Below are 17,445 nucleotides of genomic sequence, written 5' to 3'. Positions count from 1 at the left end.
GGCGGTGTTTTTTGGCGCAGGTTTCCCCCCGATAAGGCCCACCCTTCACATCCGCCGATTCCGCGCCAACAGCCACAGCAAATACACCCCACCCAGCATCCCCGTGGTCAACCCGATCGGCATGTTCAGCGACAGCGGAAAGCGCTGGCTGAGCATGTCCGCCGCCAGCAACAGCACCGCGCCCATCAACGCCCCGGACACCAGCGGCACGCCGGCGCTGCCGGTCAGGCGCCGCGCCAGTTGCGGCGCGGCCAGGGCGATGAAGGCGATCGGCCCGGCCGCGGCGGTGGCGATGGCGGTCAGCGCCACCGCCGCCAGCATCATCAGCAAGCGCGTGCGCTCCACCGCGACCCCAAGCTGGCTGGCGCTGTCGTCGCCCATTTCCAGCAGGCTCACCCGCCGCGTCTGGTACAGCGCCGCCGGCACGATCAACAACAGGCCCAACGCCGCCGGCAGCACATGGGACCAGGTGCGGGTGTTAAGCGAACCGGCCAGCCACAGTTGCGCGGTCATTACCTGGTCGAGGTTGCCGGTCACCAGCAGGATGGTATTGAGCGCCGAAAGCATCGCGCCGATACCGATACCCACCAGCACCAGCCGATAACCGCCGGTGCTGCGCCCTTTCATCGACAGCAGGAACACCAGCGCCGCCGTCGCCATGCCCGAGGCCACCGCCGCCACGGAAATGCCAAGCGGGCCGGCATCGAACAGGATGATCTGGACAATCGCGCCGCTGGCCGCGCCGGTGGTGAAACCGATGATGTCCGGCGAACCGAGAGCGTTGCGCGACAGCGACTGGAAGATCGAGCCGGCCATGCCCAGCGACGCGCCGACCAGCACGGCGGTCAGCACCCGTGGCAGGCGCACGCGGGTGATCACCCGCTGCAAGGTGGGGTCGTCCGCCGTGCCGAACAGGCCGGCGACCACCTGCGCCGGCGTCAGTTGCAGACTGCCAATGCCCAGCAGCAAGATGCCCAGCGCCAGCGCGGTTGCCACCAGCAGCAAACAAACCAGCGCCACCCGCGGGCGCCAGAGAAAGGAACAGCCGCCGAAGCGGAGGACCGAAGTGCTTTTGTTCATAGCGTGTTCAACCGGTATTTGCGCACCACGGCGATAAAGAACGGGCCGCCCAGCAAGGCAGCGATAACCCCGGCGGCGATTTCCGCATTGCCGCCCACCACCCGCCCGAGCACGTCGGCAGCCAGCAACAGCACCGCGGCGAACAGCGCCGAGTAAGGCAGCAGCCAGCGGTAATCCGGCCCCACCAGCAGCCGCGCCAGGTGCGGCGCCACCAGCCCGACGAAGGCGATCGGCCCGGCGCCGGCAGTGGCGGCGCCGGCCAGCAGCATCACCGCCAGGCACGCCAGCAGCCAGGTGCCGCGGACACTGGCACCCAGTGCCTGGCCAAGGTCATTGCCCAAGGCCAGGACATTGAGGTTGCCAACGATGGCGAAGGTTGCCAGTGCACCCAGCGGCACCGCCACCAGCAGCACCGCCACGGCATCAAAACCCGCGCGCTCGATGGAGCCGGAAGCCCAGTGGCGGAACTGGTCGAACACATCCGCCGGGGCGTTGAGGATGATGACCCCAGTCACTGACGCCAACAGCACCGACAGCCCTGCCCCGGCCAGCACCAGGCGCACCGGGTTGGTGGTGGTTTCGTGGGCCTGGCCGAGCATGAACACCACAGCGCCAGCCAGCCCGGCGCCAAGAAAGGCGAACCAGACATAACTGGCCATGTTCGCCATGCCGAAGGCTGCGGCGGCGCCGATCACTGCGAGGGCGGCGCCGGCATTGATGCCGAGCAGACCGGGTTCGGCCAGCGGATTGCGCGTCACCGCCTGCATGATCGCCCCGGCCAGCCCCAGCGCCAGCCCGGCGAGGATCGCCACCAGGGTGCGCGGGATACGCATCTCGCGCACGATCAGGTGCAGGTCGTTATGCCGGTCATAAGCACGCAGGGCTTGCAGCACGTCGGCGGGCGGCACGGTGCGCGAACCCACCGTCAGGCTCAGCACCACCGCCAGCGCAAGCAACGTCAGGCCAAACACCAGCCCCTGCAAACGTCGACGCCGCCGACGCTCCATCAGCGTCAGCGGCGCACACGAAGAAAAACCGACGGCCACTTAACGGAAATTCCGCGCCACGGCGTCGATCATTTCCCGTCCTGAGTAGTAGTCGATACGGAACGAGCTGGGCCCCAGCGGATACACCCGTTTGTTGATCACCGCCGGCAGGTTGGCCAGCACCGGATCGGCGAGGAACGTCTGAACATCGGCGTCGGTGGCGCTGAGCAGGAACACGCTGTCGCCGGTGATCGCCGCCGACAGGTTCTCGCGGGAAATAAAGGCCACGTCGGAACTGCGCTTGACCTGCGATTCCAGCGCCGTCGGCAGCCCCGCCACCGTGAAGCCGAGCGCCTCGATCACCCGCGCTTGCGGGCTGTTCTCGCGGGCGATGGAATAACTGCCGCCGATGTTGTAACCCACCACACTGACACTGCCGGCCGGCACCTTGAGCTGCGCGCCGACGTCGGCGGTGTAGTCGTCGAAGCGCTTGATCGCGGCGGCGGCCTGGGTTTCCAGTCCGGTCTGGCGACCCAGTTCGGTGGCGATCTGCTGCCAGCTCTGGTTCGAGTAGTTGACCACCAGCGTCTTCACGCCCTGAGCTTCCAGCTCGGCCTTGTGCTGGATCACGCTGTCGGCGCCGGTGGCGGAAATCACCAGCAGGTCCGGGTCCTGGCCGATCACCGACTCGATGTCGAACACCAGGTTCTTGTACAGCACCTGCACGCCGCGCTGATCCGCGACGTCAGCCCACTGGGTGAAGAAACCCTTGCTGTCGGACAGCCGACTCGGCGTGGTGGCAGCACTGGCCACCAGCGGCGCGTCCATGGCCAGCAGAATGCCGGTCACGCTGGGCGTGGTGGAGACGATGCGTTTGGGCGCGGTGTCCGCGGCCTGGGCGAAACCCGCCAGCAGGGCCAGGGTGGTAGCGCCGGCGAGGCGCAACAGCGAAGAAGTCGTCATGGTGAGGTCGATATCGGCAGATGGAATGCGAAGTGATACGATTTGAGAGCGTTTCGCATTCCATATTGCGGAATAAATTCCGCACATGCAATACTGCCGCGCCATCATTGCCGAGGAACCCGCCCCCATGACGCACCGCCTGCAGGCCGATGCGCTGACGTTGCGCTACGAACAGCGCACCATTTCCACGGACCTTTCGCTGCGCATTCCAGACGGTTCCTTCACCGTTATCGTCGGCCCCAATGCCTGCGGCAAATCTACCCTGTTACGCGCCCTCTCCCGCCTGCTGGCTCCGGCTGCCGGCCAGGTGCTGCTGGACCAGCGCCCGATCGGCGAGTTTCCCGCTCGCGAAGTCGCCCGTTGCCTCGGCCTGCTGCCGCAGAGTGCCACCGCGCCGGACGGCATCACCGTGGCTGACCTGGTGGCACGTGGGCGCTATCCGCATCAGTCGTTCTTGCGGCAGTGGTCGAAAGCGGATGAACAGGCGGTAAAGGAAGCGATGGCGGCGACCGGCGTCAGCGAGTTGGCCGAACGTGCGTTGAACGAATTGTCCGGTGGCCAGCGCCAGCGGGTGTGGATTGCCATGGTGCTGGCGCAACAGACGCCGATCCTGCTGCTGGACGAGCCGACCACCTATCTGGACATCGCTCATCAGGTCGAACTGCTCGACCTGCTGGCGGACCTCAACCGCCAGGGTCGCACCGTCGTCGCGGTGCTGCACGACCTCAACCAGGCCTGCCGCTATGCCTCGCACCTCGTGGCGATGAAGGACGGCGCGATCGTCGCCAGCGGCGCCCCGGCGGAGATCTTCACCGAGGAACTGGTGGAGCGGGTGTTTGGGCTGGCGTCTCTGATCATTGCCGATCCGGTGACGGGGACACCGTTGCTGGTGCCCAAGGGCCGGGTGTTGCGGGGGTAGAGCCCCCAACAACAACGTCATTCCAGCCGGCCATACCTCTCAATCACCCCTCCCAAGCCTGCCCACCCGTGGACTGGTTCACCCGCTTCGCCTCGCGAAACAACGCATCCCGGTCTTCCGGCGAATTCAGCCGGCCAAGGTCAGTGACGGTGGTCATGCAGCACACGATCTCGCCCTGCGCATCGAACACCGGCGCGGCCTGGCCGGTGACGTTGGACAGCAAATGGCTGGTCAGCTCGGCCCAGCGGCTGTCGCGCACTTCATCCAGCACGGCCTTGCTCGGCGGTGTGCCGCGGAAATGCGCGGGCTGCTGCTTGCGCGCGGCATCGATGGTGGATTTTGGCAGGAACGCCTGGAACACCAGGCCGCACGCGGTGTTGTCCAGCGGCAGGATGTCGCCCAGCGCCAGCGGGTTCACCGAGAAATACGCGCTGCGGTACCAGCGCACCAGGGTCGGACCACGCTCGGTCCAGATCGCCACCCCGCCGCTGGCCGCCTGGTGGTGGGCCAGGGCCTTCATGTGTTGCGCGGCGATTTCCACCGCGTCCACGCGCTTGAGCGCGGCGATACCGATGCTCAGTGCTGCCGGGCCGAGGTCGTAAAGACCGGTGGCCGGGTCCTGCCGGGCCAGCCCTTCCTTCACCAGGCTCTGCAGGTAACGGTGCGCGCTGGAGCCACCGGTGCCGGTAAGCCGGGCGACTTCGCCTAGGGCCAGTTCGCGCTCGGCACTGGCCAGCACCTTGAGAAAGCGCGTGGCGATCGCCACCGACTGGATGGTGCCGGAGCGCTTTTCGTTCTGGGGCGCATCGTCCAGTACGGACTCGTCTGACTTCAAATGTCCTCTCCTCGCCGCTGTCTCGCGGCTGTTTCTCAACAGGCTGGGGTGCAGCGCCGCAGGCCGGTGGCGGCGCGACGCATGATACCGATTTTGCGGGCCAGCACATCAGGCAACGCGGCGCAGAGCCCTGCGTGGGGCCGCAAACGAGCTTATCCGATCCCGGCATAAACCACATTGTGGAATCAATTCTTTATTGAGGAACGTAATAGCCACATGCTACGATCCGCTAAAGCTTAATCATTCTCATTTGGAGCGTCCCTTGAAGGCCTATTCACCCCTCACCCTCGCCCGCGGTTTCAGTGTTCTGACCCTCTCGACGCTGTTGGGCGCCACGGCGGCCATGGCCCAGGAAACCGCCGCCAGCACCAGCGCCGGCAGCGTCACCTTCGAGCCCATCCTCATCACCGGGGAAAAGATCGAACGGGAACTGAAGAACACCGCGTCGTCGGTGACGGTGAAGACCGGACGCGAGATCGACAAGGAGAAAACCGGCAGCTCCACCGTCACCGAAGTGCTCAATGACGTGCCCAACGTGATCTACACCGACAGCGTCGGCGCGCCGGTGATTCGCGGCATGGACAGCCAGGGCCCGAACAACGGCCAGAACGTGTTCTGGGGCGGCACCGTGCCACGGGCCACCATCAACCTCGACGGCCATTACCTGAATTACAACGAGATGTACTTCGGCGCGACCTCGGTCTGGGATCTGGACAGCATCGAAGTGTTCCGCGGCCCGCAGACCACCTCCCAGGGCGCCAACGCCATCGCCGGCGCGATCATCGTCAACACCAAGGACCCCAGCTTCACCCCGGAAGCCGCCTACCAGGCCGAGGTCGGCAACTACGATTCCCACCGCACCTCGCTGGCCGTCTCCGGCCCGTTACTGGAAAACGAGCTGGCCGGGCGCCTGGCGGTGGACCACTCGGCCCGTGACACCTTCATCGACTACACCAGCAGCGCCTTCCAGAAAGGCAAGGCCGACAAGAACTTCAGCTCGCTCAACGCCCGCGCCAAGCTACTCTGGCTGCCCAGCGCGCTGCCCGGCCTGGAAGCCAAGTACACCTTCTCCCACGGCGATTCCAACCGGCCCAGCCAGGAAGCCGCCGCGGCGCCGTACCACAAGCTCAAGCACCCGACCACGACCATGCCAAGCTGGGAACAGTCGACCAACACCAGCGTGCTGGACGTGAGCTACGACTTCGACAACGGCCTCAAGCTGCTCAACCAGGCGCAGTACTCGCTGTCCCATGTGCAGCGCTACACCGGCATCCCCGGCAACGGTGACGCCGACATCCAGCAGAAGAACCTGTCCAACGAAACCCGCCTGAGCTTCGGCGACCAGGACAGCAGCGTCAGCGGCGCCACCGGGGTCTACGTGGCGCGCACCAAGTCCGATGAAGTGCTGCTGTTGAGCGGCCTCTCGACCTTCGACGACACTAAGGAAAACCTCGGCGTGTTCGGCGAACTGAGCTGGCGCCTGGACGACCGCTGGACCCTCGGCACCGGCCTGCGTTACCAGGAAGACCGCATCGAGCGCGAAGGCCGCTCGGTTCTCGCGCCGACCGCGCTGGACTACGAGAAAACCTTCTCCGCGCTGCTGCCGAAAATTTCCCTGGCCTACGCCGTGACCCCGGACTGGACCGTCGGCGGCATGGTCAGCCGCGGCTACAACCCGGGCGGCGTGGCGCTGAACCTGAGCACCCGCAACTGGACCTCGTTCAAGGACGAATCGGTGTGGAACTACGAGCTGTTCAGCCGCGCCAGCCTGCTGGATAACCGCCTGCAACTGAGCGGCAACCTGTTCTACATGGACCACAAGGACGCCCAGTACAACATTCCGGTGGTGATCTCCACCGGCGTGTCGCAGTCCTACACCATCAACGCCGAGAAGGCCCACGCCTACGGTCTGGAACTGAGCGCCGACTACCGCGTGCTGGACAACCTGACCCTCAAGGCCAGCGCCGGCACCCTGCGCACCCGCATCGACAAGATCTCCGCCAACAACAGCTACGAAGCCAACGAATTCGCCCGCTCGCCGGGCTACACCCTGAGCTTCGGGCCGAGCTGGGACATCACCGACAAGTGGAACGTCTCGGCCCAGGTTCGCCGGATCGACGGGTACTATTCCGACACCGCCAACACCAAGAGCTACGCCACGGACGCCTACACCCTGGCCGATGCGCGGATGAGCTACCAGTTCAGCAAAGCGGTTGAGCTGTATGGGTACGTGAAGAACGTCTTCGATGACCGCACCGCGATCTACATGCAGCAGAACCGCGGCATCGGCGGCACCGAGGCGAGCATGACCACGCCGCGGATGTTCGGCGCCGGGATCAAGGGCTCGTTCTGATCTTGTCCTTCGCGAGCAAGCACGCGCCTACAGAAAACCTGTAGGAGCGAGCTTGCTCGCGATCCGTTATTGGCCCCACAGGAACCCCGTGATGACCCAACGCAAACTCCATATCGGCCTGTCCCTGGCTCCCACCTGGCTCAGCGGTGACGGCTGGCGCCAGGACAACAGCAATATAGAAGGTGTCTTCAGCGCCGGCTTCGCCATCGACCTGGCCCGCCGTGCCGAAGCCGTGCACCTGGACTTCGTGTTTCGCCCGGATGTCAGTTGCCTGACCACCGAGATAATGGAAACCGCCCCCGGCTTCGCCAGCCTCGACCCGACCGTGCTGCTCGCTGCCGTCGCCCAGGCCACGTCGCGTATCGGCCTGGTGTCGACGGTGTCGACCACCTTTTACCCGCCCTATGTGGTGGCCCGGCAACTGCAATCACTGCACTGGGTCAGCAACGGCCGCGCAGGCTGGAACATCGTCACCGCCCTGCAGGGCCATGAGAATTTCGGTTTGGAACAGATGCCCGGCGCCGAGGAACGCTATCAGCGCGCCGGCGAGTTCACCGCGCTGGTGCAGGCGCTGTGGGCCAGCTTCCCCCACGAAGCGCTGAAGATCGACCGCGCCGCCGGCCGCTACGCCGACACCGCGCAGATCCGCCCCATCAGCCATGAGGGCGAGCACTTCAAGGTCAAGGGCCCGCTCAATGTGCCGGCCTTCCCCGCTGCGCGGATTCCGTTCGTGCAGGCCGGGGCGTCGGAATCGGGCCGCGACTTCGCCGCCTCGGTGGCCGACCTGGTATTCGCCCCGACCCCGGACAAGGAAGCCGCCCTCGAACTGCGCCGCGACCTGTCCCGACGCGCCGAGCGCCATGGCCGCGCACCCGCCGACATCCACCTGTTGCCGGGCCTGAGCCTGTACCTCGCGGCGACCCGCGAAGAAGCCCGCGCGCTGTTCATGCAGACCCACGCCCGCCTCGACCGCGGGCGCAAATTCGCCTCGATCAAGGAAATGACCGGCCTGGACCTCAGCGACTGGCCGCAGGACCGCCTCGTGACCCACGACGACCTGCCGCCGCCGCTGGCGACAACCAGCAGCCGCACCCACACCAACCTGCTGCGCCGGCTGATCGAGCGGGAGTCGCTGACGGTGGACCAGTTGTTGCTGCGCCCGGAAGTGATCTCCGCCGCGCACTGGCAGGTGATCGGCACGGTGGACGATGCCGTCGAGCAGATCGCCGACTGGGCCGAGGCCGGGGCCATGGACGGTTTTATCGCCGCGCCGGGGGGCTCGGTGGAGTCGGTGCACCTGTTCCTCGACGAGGTGGTGCCGAGGCTGGTGGAGGCGGGATTGTTCCGCGAACGCTACAGCGGCTCGACGTTCATCGAGCACCTGAGCGAGTACTGAAACCCTCGTCCTTGGGGCTGCCGGGCGGCAGCCCCGAAGACGTTTTCAGCGGCGCAGTTCCTCGATGCTGATCTCGCGCATGCGGAACTTCTGGATCTTGCCCGTCACCGTCATCGGGAATTCCTCGACGAAGCGGAAGAAACGCGGCGTCTTGAAATGGGCAATGCGGCTCTTGCACCAGGCCTGCAACTCCACATCGGTCGCGCTGTGGCCGGGGTGGAACTTGATCCAGGCGACGATCTCTTCGCCATAGCGGTCATCCGGAATGCCGATGACCTGCACGTCCGCCACCGCCGGGTGGGTGAAGAAAAACTCTTCCAGCTCGCGCGGATAAATGTTCTCGCCGCCGCGAATGATCATGTCCTTGTTGCGCCCGGCAATGCACACGTAGCCCTGCTCGTCCATGCTCGCCAGGTCGCCGGTGTGCATCCAGCCGGCCGGGTCGATGGCCTCGGCGGTGGCCGCCGGGTTGCCCCAATAGCCGAGCATCACGCTGTAGCCACGGGTGCACAGTTCGCCGATCTGCCCGCGCGGCACCACGCAGCCGTGCTCGTCGATGATCTTGCTCTCCAGTTGCGGCTGGGTCCGGCCGACCGTGGTCACCCGCAGTTCCAGCTCGTCATCCGGGCCGGTCTGCAGCGACACCGGGCTGGTTTCGGTCATGCCGTAGGCGATCTGCACTTCGTTCATGTTCAGTTCGCTGATGACGTGGCGCATCACTTCGATCGGGCAAGTGGCGCCGGCCATGATCCCGGTGCGCAGGCTCGCCAGGTCGAATTCGCGGCGTTGTGGCTGGTCCAGCAGGGCGATGAACATGGTCGGCACGCCGTACAGCGCGGTGGCGCGCTCGGCGGCGACGGCTTGCAGGGTCAGCAGCGGGTCGAAGGCATCGTTGGGGTAAATCATGGTCGTGCCGTGGGTCATGCAGCCGAGGTTGCCCATGACCATGCCGAAGCAGTGGTACAGCGGCACCGGGATCACCATGCGGTCCTGCTCGGTGAGGCCCAGGCTCTCGCCGACCATATAGCCGTTGTTGAGGATGTTGTAGTGACTGAGGGTCGCGCCCTTGGGGAAACCGGTGGTGCCGGAGGTGTACTGGATATTCACCGCCTGGTCGAATTGCAGGCTCCGCTGGCGGGCCTGGAAGTCATCTTCGCTGACCTGCGCGGCCAGTTCCGCCAGCGCGTTCCATGCCAGGAAGCCTGGCGGCGGCTCATCCGCCAGGCTGACCAGCCCGCGCAGGTCGGGCAGGCGCTCGCTGTTGAACTGGCCAGGCACCGCGCGCGGCAGCTCCGGCAGCAGCTCGCCGAGCATGCCGTGGTAATCCGAACTCTTGAACGCGCCCGCACTGATCAGCCACTGGCAACCGGACTGTTTGAGCACGTATTCCAACTCGCTGGTGCGGTAGGCGGGGTTGATGTTGACCAGAATGATCCCGGCCTTGGCGCTGGCGAACTGGGCGATGCACCACTGCGCGCAGTTGGGCGCCCAGATACCCAGGCGGTCGCCGGTCTTCAGGCCCAGGGCCATGAACGCGCGGGCATGCAGGTCGACGCTGGCCGCCAGCTCGGCCCAGGTGTAGCGCAATTGCTGGTGACGAACCACGAGGGCCTCGCGGTCGGCGAAACGTGACACCGTACGGTCGAATGCCTGACCGATGGTCATGGCCAGCAAGGCTTTGTCCTGACGACCCTGGGTGTAGCTCGGTTGATTCATGGCGATCCCTTTTTGTGTTTGTTCTGGGAGCTGATCGGGGCGCGGACTACTCTGGCGCAAATTAACGTTAACGTAAAGGTCATGGTGATGATTGACAGTAAAGGGACTCAGGTTTACGTTAACGTAAAGGTGATTACCCAGACCCACACCCCTCCAAAAACAATCAAAGGTGGCAGAGCATGCTTTATCCCTCCCTGAACTTCGCCCTCGGTGAAACCGTCGACATGCTGCGTGACCAGGTACAGGCCTTCGTCGCTAGCGAACTGGCGCCACGCGCCGCGCAGATCGACCACGACAACCTGTTCCCCGCCGACATGTGGCGCAAGTTCGGCGACATGGGCCTGCTGGGCGTGACCGTCAGCGAAGAATATGGCGGCGCCGGCCTGGGCTACCTGGCCCACGTGGTGGCCATGGAAGAAATCAGCCGCGGCTCGGCCTCGGTCGCCCTCTCCTACGGCGCCCACTCCAACCTCTGCGTCAACCAGATCAACCGCAACGGCACCCACGAACAGAAAAGCAAATACCTGCCCAAGCTGATCAGCGGCGAGCACATCGGCGCCCTGGCCATGAGCGAACCCAACGCCGGCTCCGACGTGGTGTCGATGAAGCTGCGCGCCGAGAAACGCGGCGACCGCTACGTCCTCAACGGCAGCAAGACCTGGATCACCAACGGCCCCGACGCCAACACCTATGTGATCTACGCCAAGACCGACCTGGAAAAGGGTGCGCACGGCATCACTGCCTTTATTGTCGAGCGTGACTGGGCCGGCTTCAGCCGCAGCAACAAGTTCGACAAACTGGGCATGCGCGGCTCAAACACCTGCGAGCTGTTCTTCGACAACGTGGAAGTGCCGGAAGAAAACATCCTCGGCGCGCTCAACGGCGGCGTAAAAGTTCTGATGAGTGGCCTCGACTACGAGCGCGTGGTCCTCTCCGGCGGCCCGACCGGCATCATGCAGTCGTGCATGGACCTGGTGGTGCCTTATATCCACGACCGCAAGCAGTTCGGCCAGAGCATCGGCGAGTTCCAGTTGATCCAGGGCAAGATCGCCGACATGTACACCCAGCTCAACGCCAGCCGCGCCTATCTGTACGCGGTGGCCCAGGCCTGCGACCGCGGCGAGACCACCCGCAAGGACGCCGCTGGGGTGATTCTCTACACCGCCGAACGCGCCACCCAGATGGCCCTCGAAGCGATCCAGATCCTCGGCGGCAATGGCTACATCAACGAGTTCCCGGCGGGCCGTCTGCTGCGTGACGCCAAGCTGTACGAAATCGGCGCCGGCACCAGCGAGATCCGCCGCATGCTGATCGGTCGCGAGCTGTTCAACGAGACGCGCTAGAAGCAGCGGCAAGTTTCTAGCGGCAAGCTGCAAGAAAAAGCAGCTTGCCCCCCGATCCCTTCTTGCAGCTTTGACGTTTGAAGCTGCCGAGGACCTCCGATGATTCTGAAGTCTCAGTTGAACACCCGCGCCCCCGAGTTCACCGTCAACAGCGCCGCCATGCTGGAGCAGGTCAACGCGCTGCGCACCCTGCTCGCCCAGGTCCATCAGGGCGGCGGCCCCAAGGCTCAAGAGCGCCATATCTCGCGTGGCAAACTGCTGCCCCGCGAGCGTATCGACCGCCTGCTCGATCCGGGCTCACCCTTCCTGGAAATCGGCCAGCTCGCCGCCCATGAGGTGTACGGCGAAGACGTCCCCGCCGCCGGGGTGATCGCCGGCATCGGCCGGGTGCAAGGCGTCGAATGCATGATCGTGGCCAACGACGCCACGGTGAAAGGCGGCTCCTACTATCCGTTGACCGTGAAAAAACACCTGCGCGCCCAGACCATCGCCCAGCAGAATCGCCTGCCTTGCCTCTACCTGGTCGACTCCGGCGGCGCCAACCTACCGCGCCAGGATGAAGTGTTCCCCGACCGAGAGCACTTTGGCCGGATCTTCTTCAACCAGGCCAACATGAGCGCCCAGGGCATCCCGCAGATCGCCGTGGTGATGGGCTCGTGCACCGCCGGCGGCGCCTATGTGCCGGCGATGTCCGACGAAACCATCATGGTCCGCCAGCAAGCCACCATCTTCCTCGCCGGCCCGCCGCTGGTGAAAGCCGCCACAGGTGAAGTGGTCAGCGCTGAAGACCTCGGCGGCGCCGACGTGCACTGCAAGACCAGCGGCGTCGCCGACCACTACGCCGACAACGACGAACACGCCTTGGCCATCGCCCGCCGCTGCGTGGCCAACCTCAACTGGCACAAGCAGGGCGAGTTGCAACTGCGCACGCCAATTGCCCCGCTATACACCGCCGATGAGCTGTACGGCGTGGTCCCGGCCGACGCCAAGCAACCGTTCGACGTGCGCGAGATCATCGCCCGCCTGGTGGACGGCTCGGTGTTCGATGAATTCAAGGCGCTGTTCGGCACCACCCTGGTCTGCGGCTTCGCCCACCTGCACGGCTATCCCATCGCCATCCTCGCCAACAACGGCATCCTCTTCGCCGAAGCCGCGCAGAAAGGCGCGCACTTCATCGAACTGGCCTGCCAGCGCGGCATCCCGCTGCTGTTCCTGCAGAACATCACCGGCTTCATGGTCGGCCAGAAATACGAGGCCGGCGGCATCGCCAAGCACGGCGCCAAGCTGGTCACCGCGGTGGCCTGCGCCAAAGTGCCGAAGTTCACCGTGATCATCGGCGGCAGCTTCGGCGCCGGTAACTACGGCATGTGCGGCCGCGCCTACGACCCGCGTTTCCTGTGGATGTGGCCCAACGCGCGGATCGGCGTGATGGGCGCCGAGCAAGCCGCCGGCGTGCTGGCCCAGGTCAAGCGCGAACAAAGCGAGCGCAGCGGCCAGCCGTTCAGCGCCGACGACGAAGCCCGTTTGAAACAGCCGATCCTCGATCAGTACGAGCACCAGGGTCACCCCTACTATTCCAGCGCCCGGCTCTGGGACGACGGTGTCATCGACCCGGCGCAGACCCGCGACATCCTCGGCCTGGCCCTGTCGGCCGCGCTCAACGCGCCGATCGAATCCACCCGCTTCGGCATTTTCCGGATGTGACCGATGACCGACTTCAGCACCCTCGAACTGATCAAGGATCCCCGCGGCTTCGCCACCCTGTGGCTGAGCCGGGAAGACAAGAACAACGCGTTCAATGCGCAGATGATCCGCGAACTGATCATCGCCATCGACCAGCTCGCCACCGACAGCAGTCTGCGCTTCGTCCTGCTGCGCGGCCGCGGCCGGCACTTCAGCGCCGGCGCTGACCTGGCGTGGATGCAGCAGAGCGCGGCGCTCGACTACCAGAGCAACCTCGACGACTCCCGCGAGTTGGCGGAACTGATGTACAACCTGGCGCGGCTCAAGCTGCCGACCCTGGCGGTGGTCCAGGGCGCGGCCTTCGGTGGCGCGCTGGGCCTGATCAGTTGCTGCGACATGGCGATCGGCGCCGACGACGCGCAACTGTGCCTGTCGGAAGTACGCATCGGCCTGGCCCCGGCAGTCATCAGCCCGTTCGTGGTCCAGGCCATGGGCGAGCGCGCCGCCCGCCGCTATGCCCTTACCGCCGAGCGATTCAGCGGCGCCCGTGCCCGCGAACTGGGCCTGCTGGCGGAAAGCTACCCGGCGGCGGAACTGGACGCCCGTGTCGAAGAATGGATCGCCAACCTGCTGCTCAACAGCCCGCAAGCCATGCGCGCCAGCAAAGAACTGCTGCGTGAAGTCGGCGCCGGCGAACTGACCCCGGCCCTGCGTCGCTATTGCGAGAACGCCATCGCCCGCATCCGCGTCAGCCCCGAAGGACAGGAAGGCCTGCGCGCCTTCCTGGAAAAACGCACGCCGGCCTGGCAGGCCGAACCGACCCCCAAGGAGCCACGCCCATGAGCCGTCCCGAGCTGACCACCCTGCTGGTCGCCAACCGTGGCGAGATCGCCTGCCGGGTAATGCGCACCGCCAAAGCCCTCGGCCTGACCACCGTCGCTGTGCACAGCGCGGTCGATCGCGAGGCCCGCCACAGCCGCGAAGCCGACATCCGCGTCGACCTCGGCGGGACCAAGGCGGCGGAGAGCTACCTGGTCATCGACAAACTGATCGCCGCGGCCAAGGCCAGCGGCGCCCAGGCCATCCACCCCGGCTACGGCTTCCTTTCGGAAAACGCCGGCTTCGCCAAGGCCATCGAACAGGCCGGGCTGATCTTCCTCGGCCCACCGGCCAGCGCTATCGAGGCCATGGGCAGCAAGTCCGCGGCCAAGGCGCTGATGGAAATCGCCGGCGTGCCGCTGGTGCCCGGCTACCACGGCGAAGCCCAGGACCTGGAAACCTTCCGCGCCGCCGCCGAGAAAATCGGCTATCCAGTACTGCTCAAGGCCACCGCCGGCGGCGGCGGCAAAGGCATGAAAGTGGTCGAGCAGGAAAGCCAACTGGCTGAAGCCCTGGCCTCGGCCCAGCGCGAGGCGCTGTCGTCGTTCGGCGATGCGCGGATGCTGGTCGAGAAATACGTGCTGAAGCCGCGCCACGTGGAAATCCAGGTGTTCGCCGACCAGCACGGCAATTGCCTGTACCTCAACGAGCGCGACTGCTCGATCCAGCGCCGGCACCAGAAAGTCGTCGAGGAAGCGCCGGCCCCGGGCCTGAGCGTGGAACAGCGCCGCGCCATGGGCGAAGCGGCAGTCCGCGCGGCGCAGGCCATCGGCTATGTCGGCGCCGGCACCGTGGAATTCCTCCTCGACGCCCGCGGCGAATTCTTCTTCATGGAGATGAACACCCGCCTGCAGGTGGAGCACCCGGTCACCGAAGCCATCACCGGCCTTGACCTGGTCGCCTGGCAAATCCGCGTCGCTCGCGGCGAGGCGCTGCCGATCAGCCAGGAACAGGTGCCGCTCAACGGCCACGCCATCGAAGTGCGGCTGTACGCGGAAGACCCGGCCAACGATTTCCTGCCGGCCACCGGCACGCTGGCGCTGTACCGCGAAAGCGCGCCGGGCGCCGGGCGCCGGGTCGACAGCGGGGTCAGCGAGGGCGACGAAGTCTCGCCGTTCTACGACCCGATGCTGGGCAAGCTGGTCGCCTGGGGCGAAGACCGCGAACAAGCACGCCTGCGCCTGCTGGCGATGCTAGACGAGTTCGCCATCGGCGGCGTGAAGACCAACATCACCTTCCTGCGGCGCATCCTCGCCCATCCGGCGTTCGCCGCCGCCGAGCTGGATACCGGTTTCATCCCGCGCTACCACGACGACCTGCTGCCAGCCCCGGGCACCCTGCCCGCGAGTTTCTGGCAGGCAGCGGCGGAGGCGTTCGTGCAGGGCCTGCCGAACAGCGTGCGCGACGATGATCCGCATTCGCCGTGGTCCTCACGTCAGGGCTTGCGCGCTGGCGTGCCGGCGCATATCAGCCTGCACTTGAGCTGCAACGGTGAGCAGCAGGCGCTGAGCCTCGACCGCCAGGCGGCCTCGACCTTCCAGCTCGATGGCGAACAACTGCGGGTCGATAACGATGGCCTGCGCCGTCAGCACCTGGCGATCCGTCGCGGCGAAACCCTGTACCTGCGCTGGAATGGCGAGCTGCACACGGTCAACGCCTACGATCCGATCGCCGAGGCCGAAGCCAGCCACACCCAGCAAGGCGGCCTGACGGCGCCGATGAATGGCAGCATCGTGCGGGTGCTGGTGGAGGCGGGTCAGGTGGTGGAAGCCGGCACGCAACTGGTGGTGCTGGAAGCCATGAAGATGGAACACAGCATCCGCGCGCCGCACGCGGGCACCGTGGCGGCGCTGTATTGCCAGGAAGGCGAGATGGTCAGTGAAGGCAGCGTGCTGGTGGCGCTGGAGGAAGTGGCGGGCTGACGGGCCCGCCTGCAACAACGGCGCCCTCGCCCATGGCGGGTGGCGCCGTTGTGTTTTTCAGAAATCAGAGTTTGAGGTTGGCACGCACCACCACGCCGACCAGTTCGCAATCGTCGTCGCAGAGCATCATCGGGTAGGTAGGGTTCAGCGGCTTGAGAAAGCGTTGCCCGCCTTCCTGCACCAGTTGCCGGAAGATCCCCTGCGGGCTGCCCGGCAGATGGGCGATCACCAGCTTGCCGACCTGCACCTCGACGCCGCTGTCCACCAGGATCAGCATGCCCGCCGCGATGCTCATGCCCGACGGCGCCGTCATCGCGTCGCCTTCGACCCGCAGCCAATACGCCTTGCCCAGCGCCCGGTATTCGGTGAGTTCGCCGCTGTCGGTCGCCTCGTCGCCCTCTTCTATTGCCCCCAGGCGCTGCCAGTCCGACAACGGATAGCGGTAGGCCGTGGGCAATTCATAGGAGGCGGGTTCTTCAGCGAGGGCGGTGGCGCCCATTTCCATCTCGAGTTCGAGTGCTACAAGCACTTTGTTCATTTTTTCGAGAGAAATGCGCCGCTTCCCGCGCAACCAGTGGCCAACAGCGCCCTGAGTGACCCCGAGGCGTTCGGCGAGTTGTTCTTGCGTGAGGTTCAGCGCACGCATCCTGATCTTGACCAGCTCAATCCATTTTTCCATCGCAGGCACGATACGGACTGTCTCCGGCCGCTCAATACACAAATTGTAGTATTTAAAATGCTGATAGAAATACATTGAGTACTATATTGCGAACTACCATCCACTCCTCTCAAGGAAGACCGCCCCATGAGTGCGCCCTCTCTCACCTACCTCGACAGCGAGGCAGCCCGCCGCGCCATTGATTTCTACCTGAATCCCGAGCCGCAACCCGCGACGGGACTGAGTGATATGCAACTGGTGGTAGCCCGCCACGACCTGTCGTCGGAGGACGCCGGCGAGCAGGCAACCTGGCTGCTGCGCTGCGCCTCATCCAGTGCTTCGGACGCGGCGCAGCGCCTGCAAGGCAAAGCGCGGGAACAAATGCTCACGGTGATGCACCTGGTCAACCTCGCGCGCGCGATGCTGGAACACAGCCTGGTTCAGGCAGTGAGAAACGAAGAATGCGAAGCGCAGGCGCCGTGCTGAGGGAGGAAGAAAACCAAGGGGAAGGCCCGGGAAGCCTGGAGAGCGGAAACAGGGAGAAAGAATTTTCGTGGAATTACAGAAAATTCATTTGACTTGAAAATGAGAACGATTATTATTGCTCGCAACTGGTCGCGAGACTGGTTGGATAAACTGAAAGCCCTTAGGTCGGACTCTCAGATTATCTCCTCATCAGGCTAATCACGGTTTTTGACCCGGCTTTTTGCCG

At 65.3% G+C, this 17,445-nt stretch carries 14 protein-coding genes; 8 read left to right on the top strand and 6 right to left on the bottom strand.

What is annotated here, in order from left to right:
• Positions 1–45: 45 nt before the first annotated feature.
• From NTD88_RS04460 to fepB, 3 genes are read right to left on the bottom strand one after another with little or no spacing between them, the layout of a single operon-like run.
• Positions 46–1,080 (bottom strand): FecCD family ABC transporter permease, encoded by a 1,035-nt coding sequence (locus tag NTD88_RS04460; protein ID WP_262155956.1) that lies wholly within the window; start codon positions 1,078–1,080, stop codon positions 46–48.
• The gene (locus NTD88_RS04455; protein WP_262156032.1) at positions 1,077–2,087 is read right to left on the bottom strand and encodes a FecCD family ABC transporter permease; all 1,011 of its coding nucleotides are present in this window, start codon (positions 2,085–2,087) and stop codon (positions 1,077–1,079) included. Before NTD88_RS04455 ends, NTD88_RS04460 begins: the two co-directional genes overlap by 4 nt.
• A gap of 39 nt (positions 2,088–2,126) precedes the next feature.
• Entirely contained in the window at positions 2,127–3,029 is a 903-nt protein-coding gene (gene fepB, locus NTD88_RS04450; protein WP_262155957.1) for a Fe2+-enterobactin ABC transporter substrate-binding protein, read from the bottom strand.
• 127 nt (positions 3,030–3,156) lie between these two features.
• Between fepB and NTD88_RS04445 the strand changes: the two genes are divergently transcribed.
• The gene (locus NTD88_RS04445) at positions 3,157–3,948 is read left to right on the top strand and encodes an ABC transporter ATP-binding protein (protein WP_262155958.1); all 792 of its coding nucleotides are present in this window, start codon (positions 3,157–3,159) and stop codon (positions 3,946–3,948) included.
• Positions 3,949–3,991: 43 nt separating this feature from the next.
• On the opposite strand, the gene NTD88_RS04440 is transcribed toward NTD88_RS04445, so the two are convergent.
• On the bottom strand, positions 3,992–4,762 hold the full coding sequence (locus NTD88_RS04440) for an IclR family transcriptional regulator (protein WP_262130624.1): 771 nt from the start codon (positions 4,760–4,762) through the stop codon (positions 3,992–3,994).
• 283 nt (positions 4,763–5,045) lie between these two features.
• Between NTD88_RS04440 and NTD88_RS04435 the strand changes: the two genes are divergently transcribed.
• Both NTD88_RS04435 and NTD88_RS04430 read left to right on the top strand, forming a co-directional pair.
• On the top strand, positions 5,046–7,136 hold the full coding sequence (locus NTD88_RS04435; protein ID WP_262155959.1) for a TonB-dependent receptor: 2,091 nt from the start codon (positions 5,046–5,048) through the stop codon (positions 7,134–7,136).
• Positions 7,137–7,227: 91 nt separating this feature from the next.
• Positions 7,228–8,532, top strand: coding sequence for an NtaA/DmoA family FMN-dependent monooxygenase (locus NTD88_RS04430; protein WP_410017249.1), 1,305 nt, complete (start codon positions 7,228–7,230; stop codon positions 8,530–8,532).
• 45 nt (positions 8,533–8,577) lie between these two features.
• Here NTD88_RS04430 and NTD88_RS04425 read toward each other — a convergent pair whose 3' ends face one another.
• Positions 8,578–10,248, bottom strand: coding sequence for an AMP-binding protein (locus NTD88_RS04425; protein ID WP_262155961.1), 1,671 nt, complete (start codon positions 10,246–10,248; stop codon positions 8,578–8,580).
• 179 nt (positions 10,249–10,427) lie between these two features.
• Here NTD88_RS04425 and NTD88_RS04420 point away from each other — a divergent pair, with 179 nt between their 5' ends.
• From NTD88_RS04420 to NTD88_RS04405, 4 genes are all read left to right on the top strand, one after another.
• Positions 10,428–11,591, top strand: a complete 1,164-nt coding sequence (locus NTD88_RS04420; RefSeq protein ID WP_095153692.1) for an isovaleryl-CoA dehydrogenase — start codon at positions 10,428–10,430, stop codon at positions 11,589–11,591.
• Positions 11,592–11,690: 99 nt separating this feature from the next.
• Positions 11,691–13,295 carry a carboxyl transferase domain-containing protein gene (locus NTD88_RS04415; RefSeq protein WP_095153693.1) on the top strand — a complete coding sequence of 535 codons (1,605 nt, stop codon included), beginning with the start codon at positions 11,691–11,693 and terminating at the stop codon, positions 13,293–13,295.
• A 3-nt stretch (positions 13,296–13,298) separates the two neighbouring features.
• A complete protein-coding gene (locus NTD88_RS04410; protein ID WP_262155962.1) occupies positions 13,299–14,117 on the top strand; it encodes a gamma-carboxygeranoyl-CoA hydratase in 819 nt (272 codons plus the stop codon).
• Complete coding sequence (locus NTD88_RS04405; protein WP_262155963.1) at positions 14,114–16,075, top strand: acetyl/propionyl/methylcrotonyl-CoA carboxylase subunit alpha; 1,962 nt, start codon at positions 14,114–14,116, stop codon at positions 16,073–16,075. Before NTD88_RS04410 ends, NTD88_RS04405 begins: the two co-directional genes overlap by 4 nt.
• Positions 16,076–16,139: 64 nt before the next feature.
• Here NTD88_RS04405 and NTD88_RS04400 read toward each other — a convergent pair whose 3' ends face one another.
• Positions 16,140–16,754 (bottom strand): S24 family peptidase, encoded by a 615-nt coding sequence (locus NTD88_RS04400; RefSeq protein WP_095153696.1) that lies wholly within the window; start codon positions 16,752–16,754, stop codon positions 16,140–16,142.
• A 126-nt stretch (positions 16,755–16,880) separates the two neighbouring features.
• Here NTD88_RS04400 and NTD88_RS04395 point away from each other — a divergent pair, with 126 nt between their 5' ends.
• The gene (locus NTD88_RS04395) at positions 16,881–17,219 is read left to right on the top strand and encodes a DUF6124 family protein (RefSeq protein WP_095153697.1); all 339 of its coding nucleotides are present in this window, start codon (positions 16,881–16,883) and stop codon (positions 17,217–17,219) included.
• Positions 17,220–17,445 lie beyond the last annotated feature (226 nt).

The organism is Pseudomonas sp. 20P_3.2_Bac5, from assembly GCF_025466035.1.
Classification (GTDB): domain Bacteria; phylum Pseudomonadota; class Gammaproteobacteria; order Pseudomonadales; family Pseudomonadaceae; genus Aquipseudomonas.
This window is presented reverse-complemented; position numbering and strand designations above follow the sequence as displayed.

Bases quoted from the DNA above. Each gene is read 5' to 3' on its own strand.
- NTD88_RS04460 (WP_262155956.1), bottom strand. From the start codon at position 1,080: ATGAACAAAAGCACTTCGGTCCTCCGCTTCGGCGGCTGTTCCTTTCTC.
- NTD88_RS04455 (WP_262156032.1), bottom strand. From the start codon at position 2,087: ATGGAGCGTCGGCGGCGTCGACGTTTGCAGGGGCTGGTGTTTGGCCTG.
- fepB (WP_262155957.1), bottom strand. From the start codon at position 3,029: ATGACGACTTCTTCGCTGTTGCGCCTCGCCGGCGCTACCACCCTGGCC.
- NTD88_RS04445 (WP_262155958.1), top strand. From the start codon at position 3,157: ATGACGCACCGCCTGCAGGCCGATGCGCTGACGTTGCGCTACGAACAG.
- NTD88_RS04430 (WP_410017249.1), top strand. From the start codon at position 7,228: ATGACCCAACGCAAACTCCATATCGGCCTGTCCCTGGCTCCCACCTGG.
- NTD88_RS04425 (WP_262155961.1), bottom strand. From the start codon at position 10,248: ATGAATCAACCGAGCTACACCCAGGGTCGTCAGGACAAAGCCTTGCTG.
- NTD88_RS04420 (WP_095153692.1), top strand. From the start codon at position 10,428: ATGCTTTATCCCTCCCTGAACTTCGCCCTCGGTGAAACCGTCGACATG.
- NTD88_RS04415 (WP_095153693.1), top strand. From the start codon at position 11,691: ATGATTCTGAAGTCTCAGTTGAACACCCGCGCCCCCGAGTTCACCGTC.
- NTD88_RS04410 (WP_262155962.1), top strand. From the start codon at position 13,299: ATGACCGACTTCAGCACCCTCGAACTGATCAAGGATCCCCGCGGCTTC.
- NTD88_RS04405 (WP_262155963.1), top strand. From the start codon at position 14,114: ATGAGCCGTCCCGAGCTGACCACCCTGCTGGTCGCCAACCGTGGCGAG.
- NTD88_RS04400 (WP_095153696.1), bottom strand. From the start codon at position 16,754: ATGGAAAAATGGATTGAGCTGGTCAAGATCAGGATGCGTGCGCTGAAC.
- NTD88_RS04395 (WP_095153697.1), top strand. From the start codon at position 16,881: ATGAGTGCGCCCTCTCTCACCTACCTCGACAGCGAGGCAGCCCGCCGC.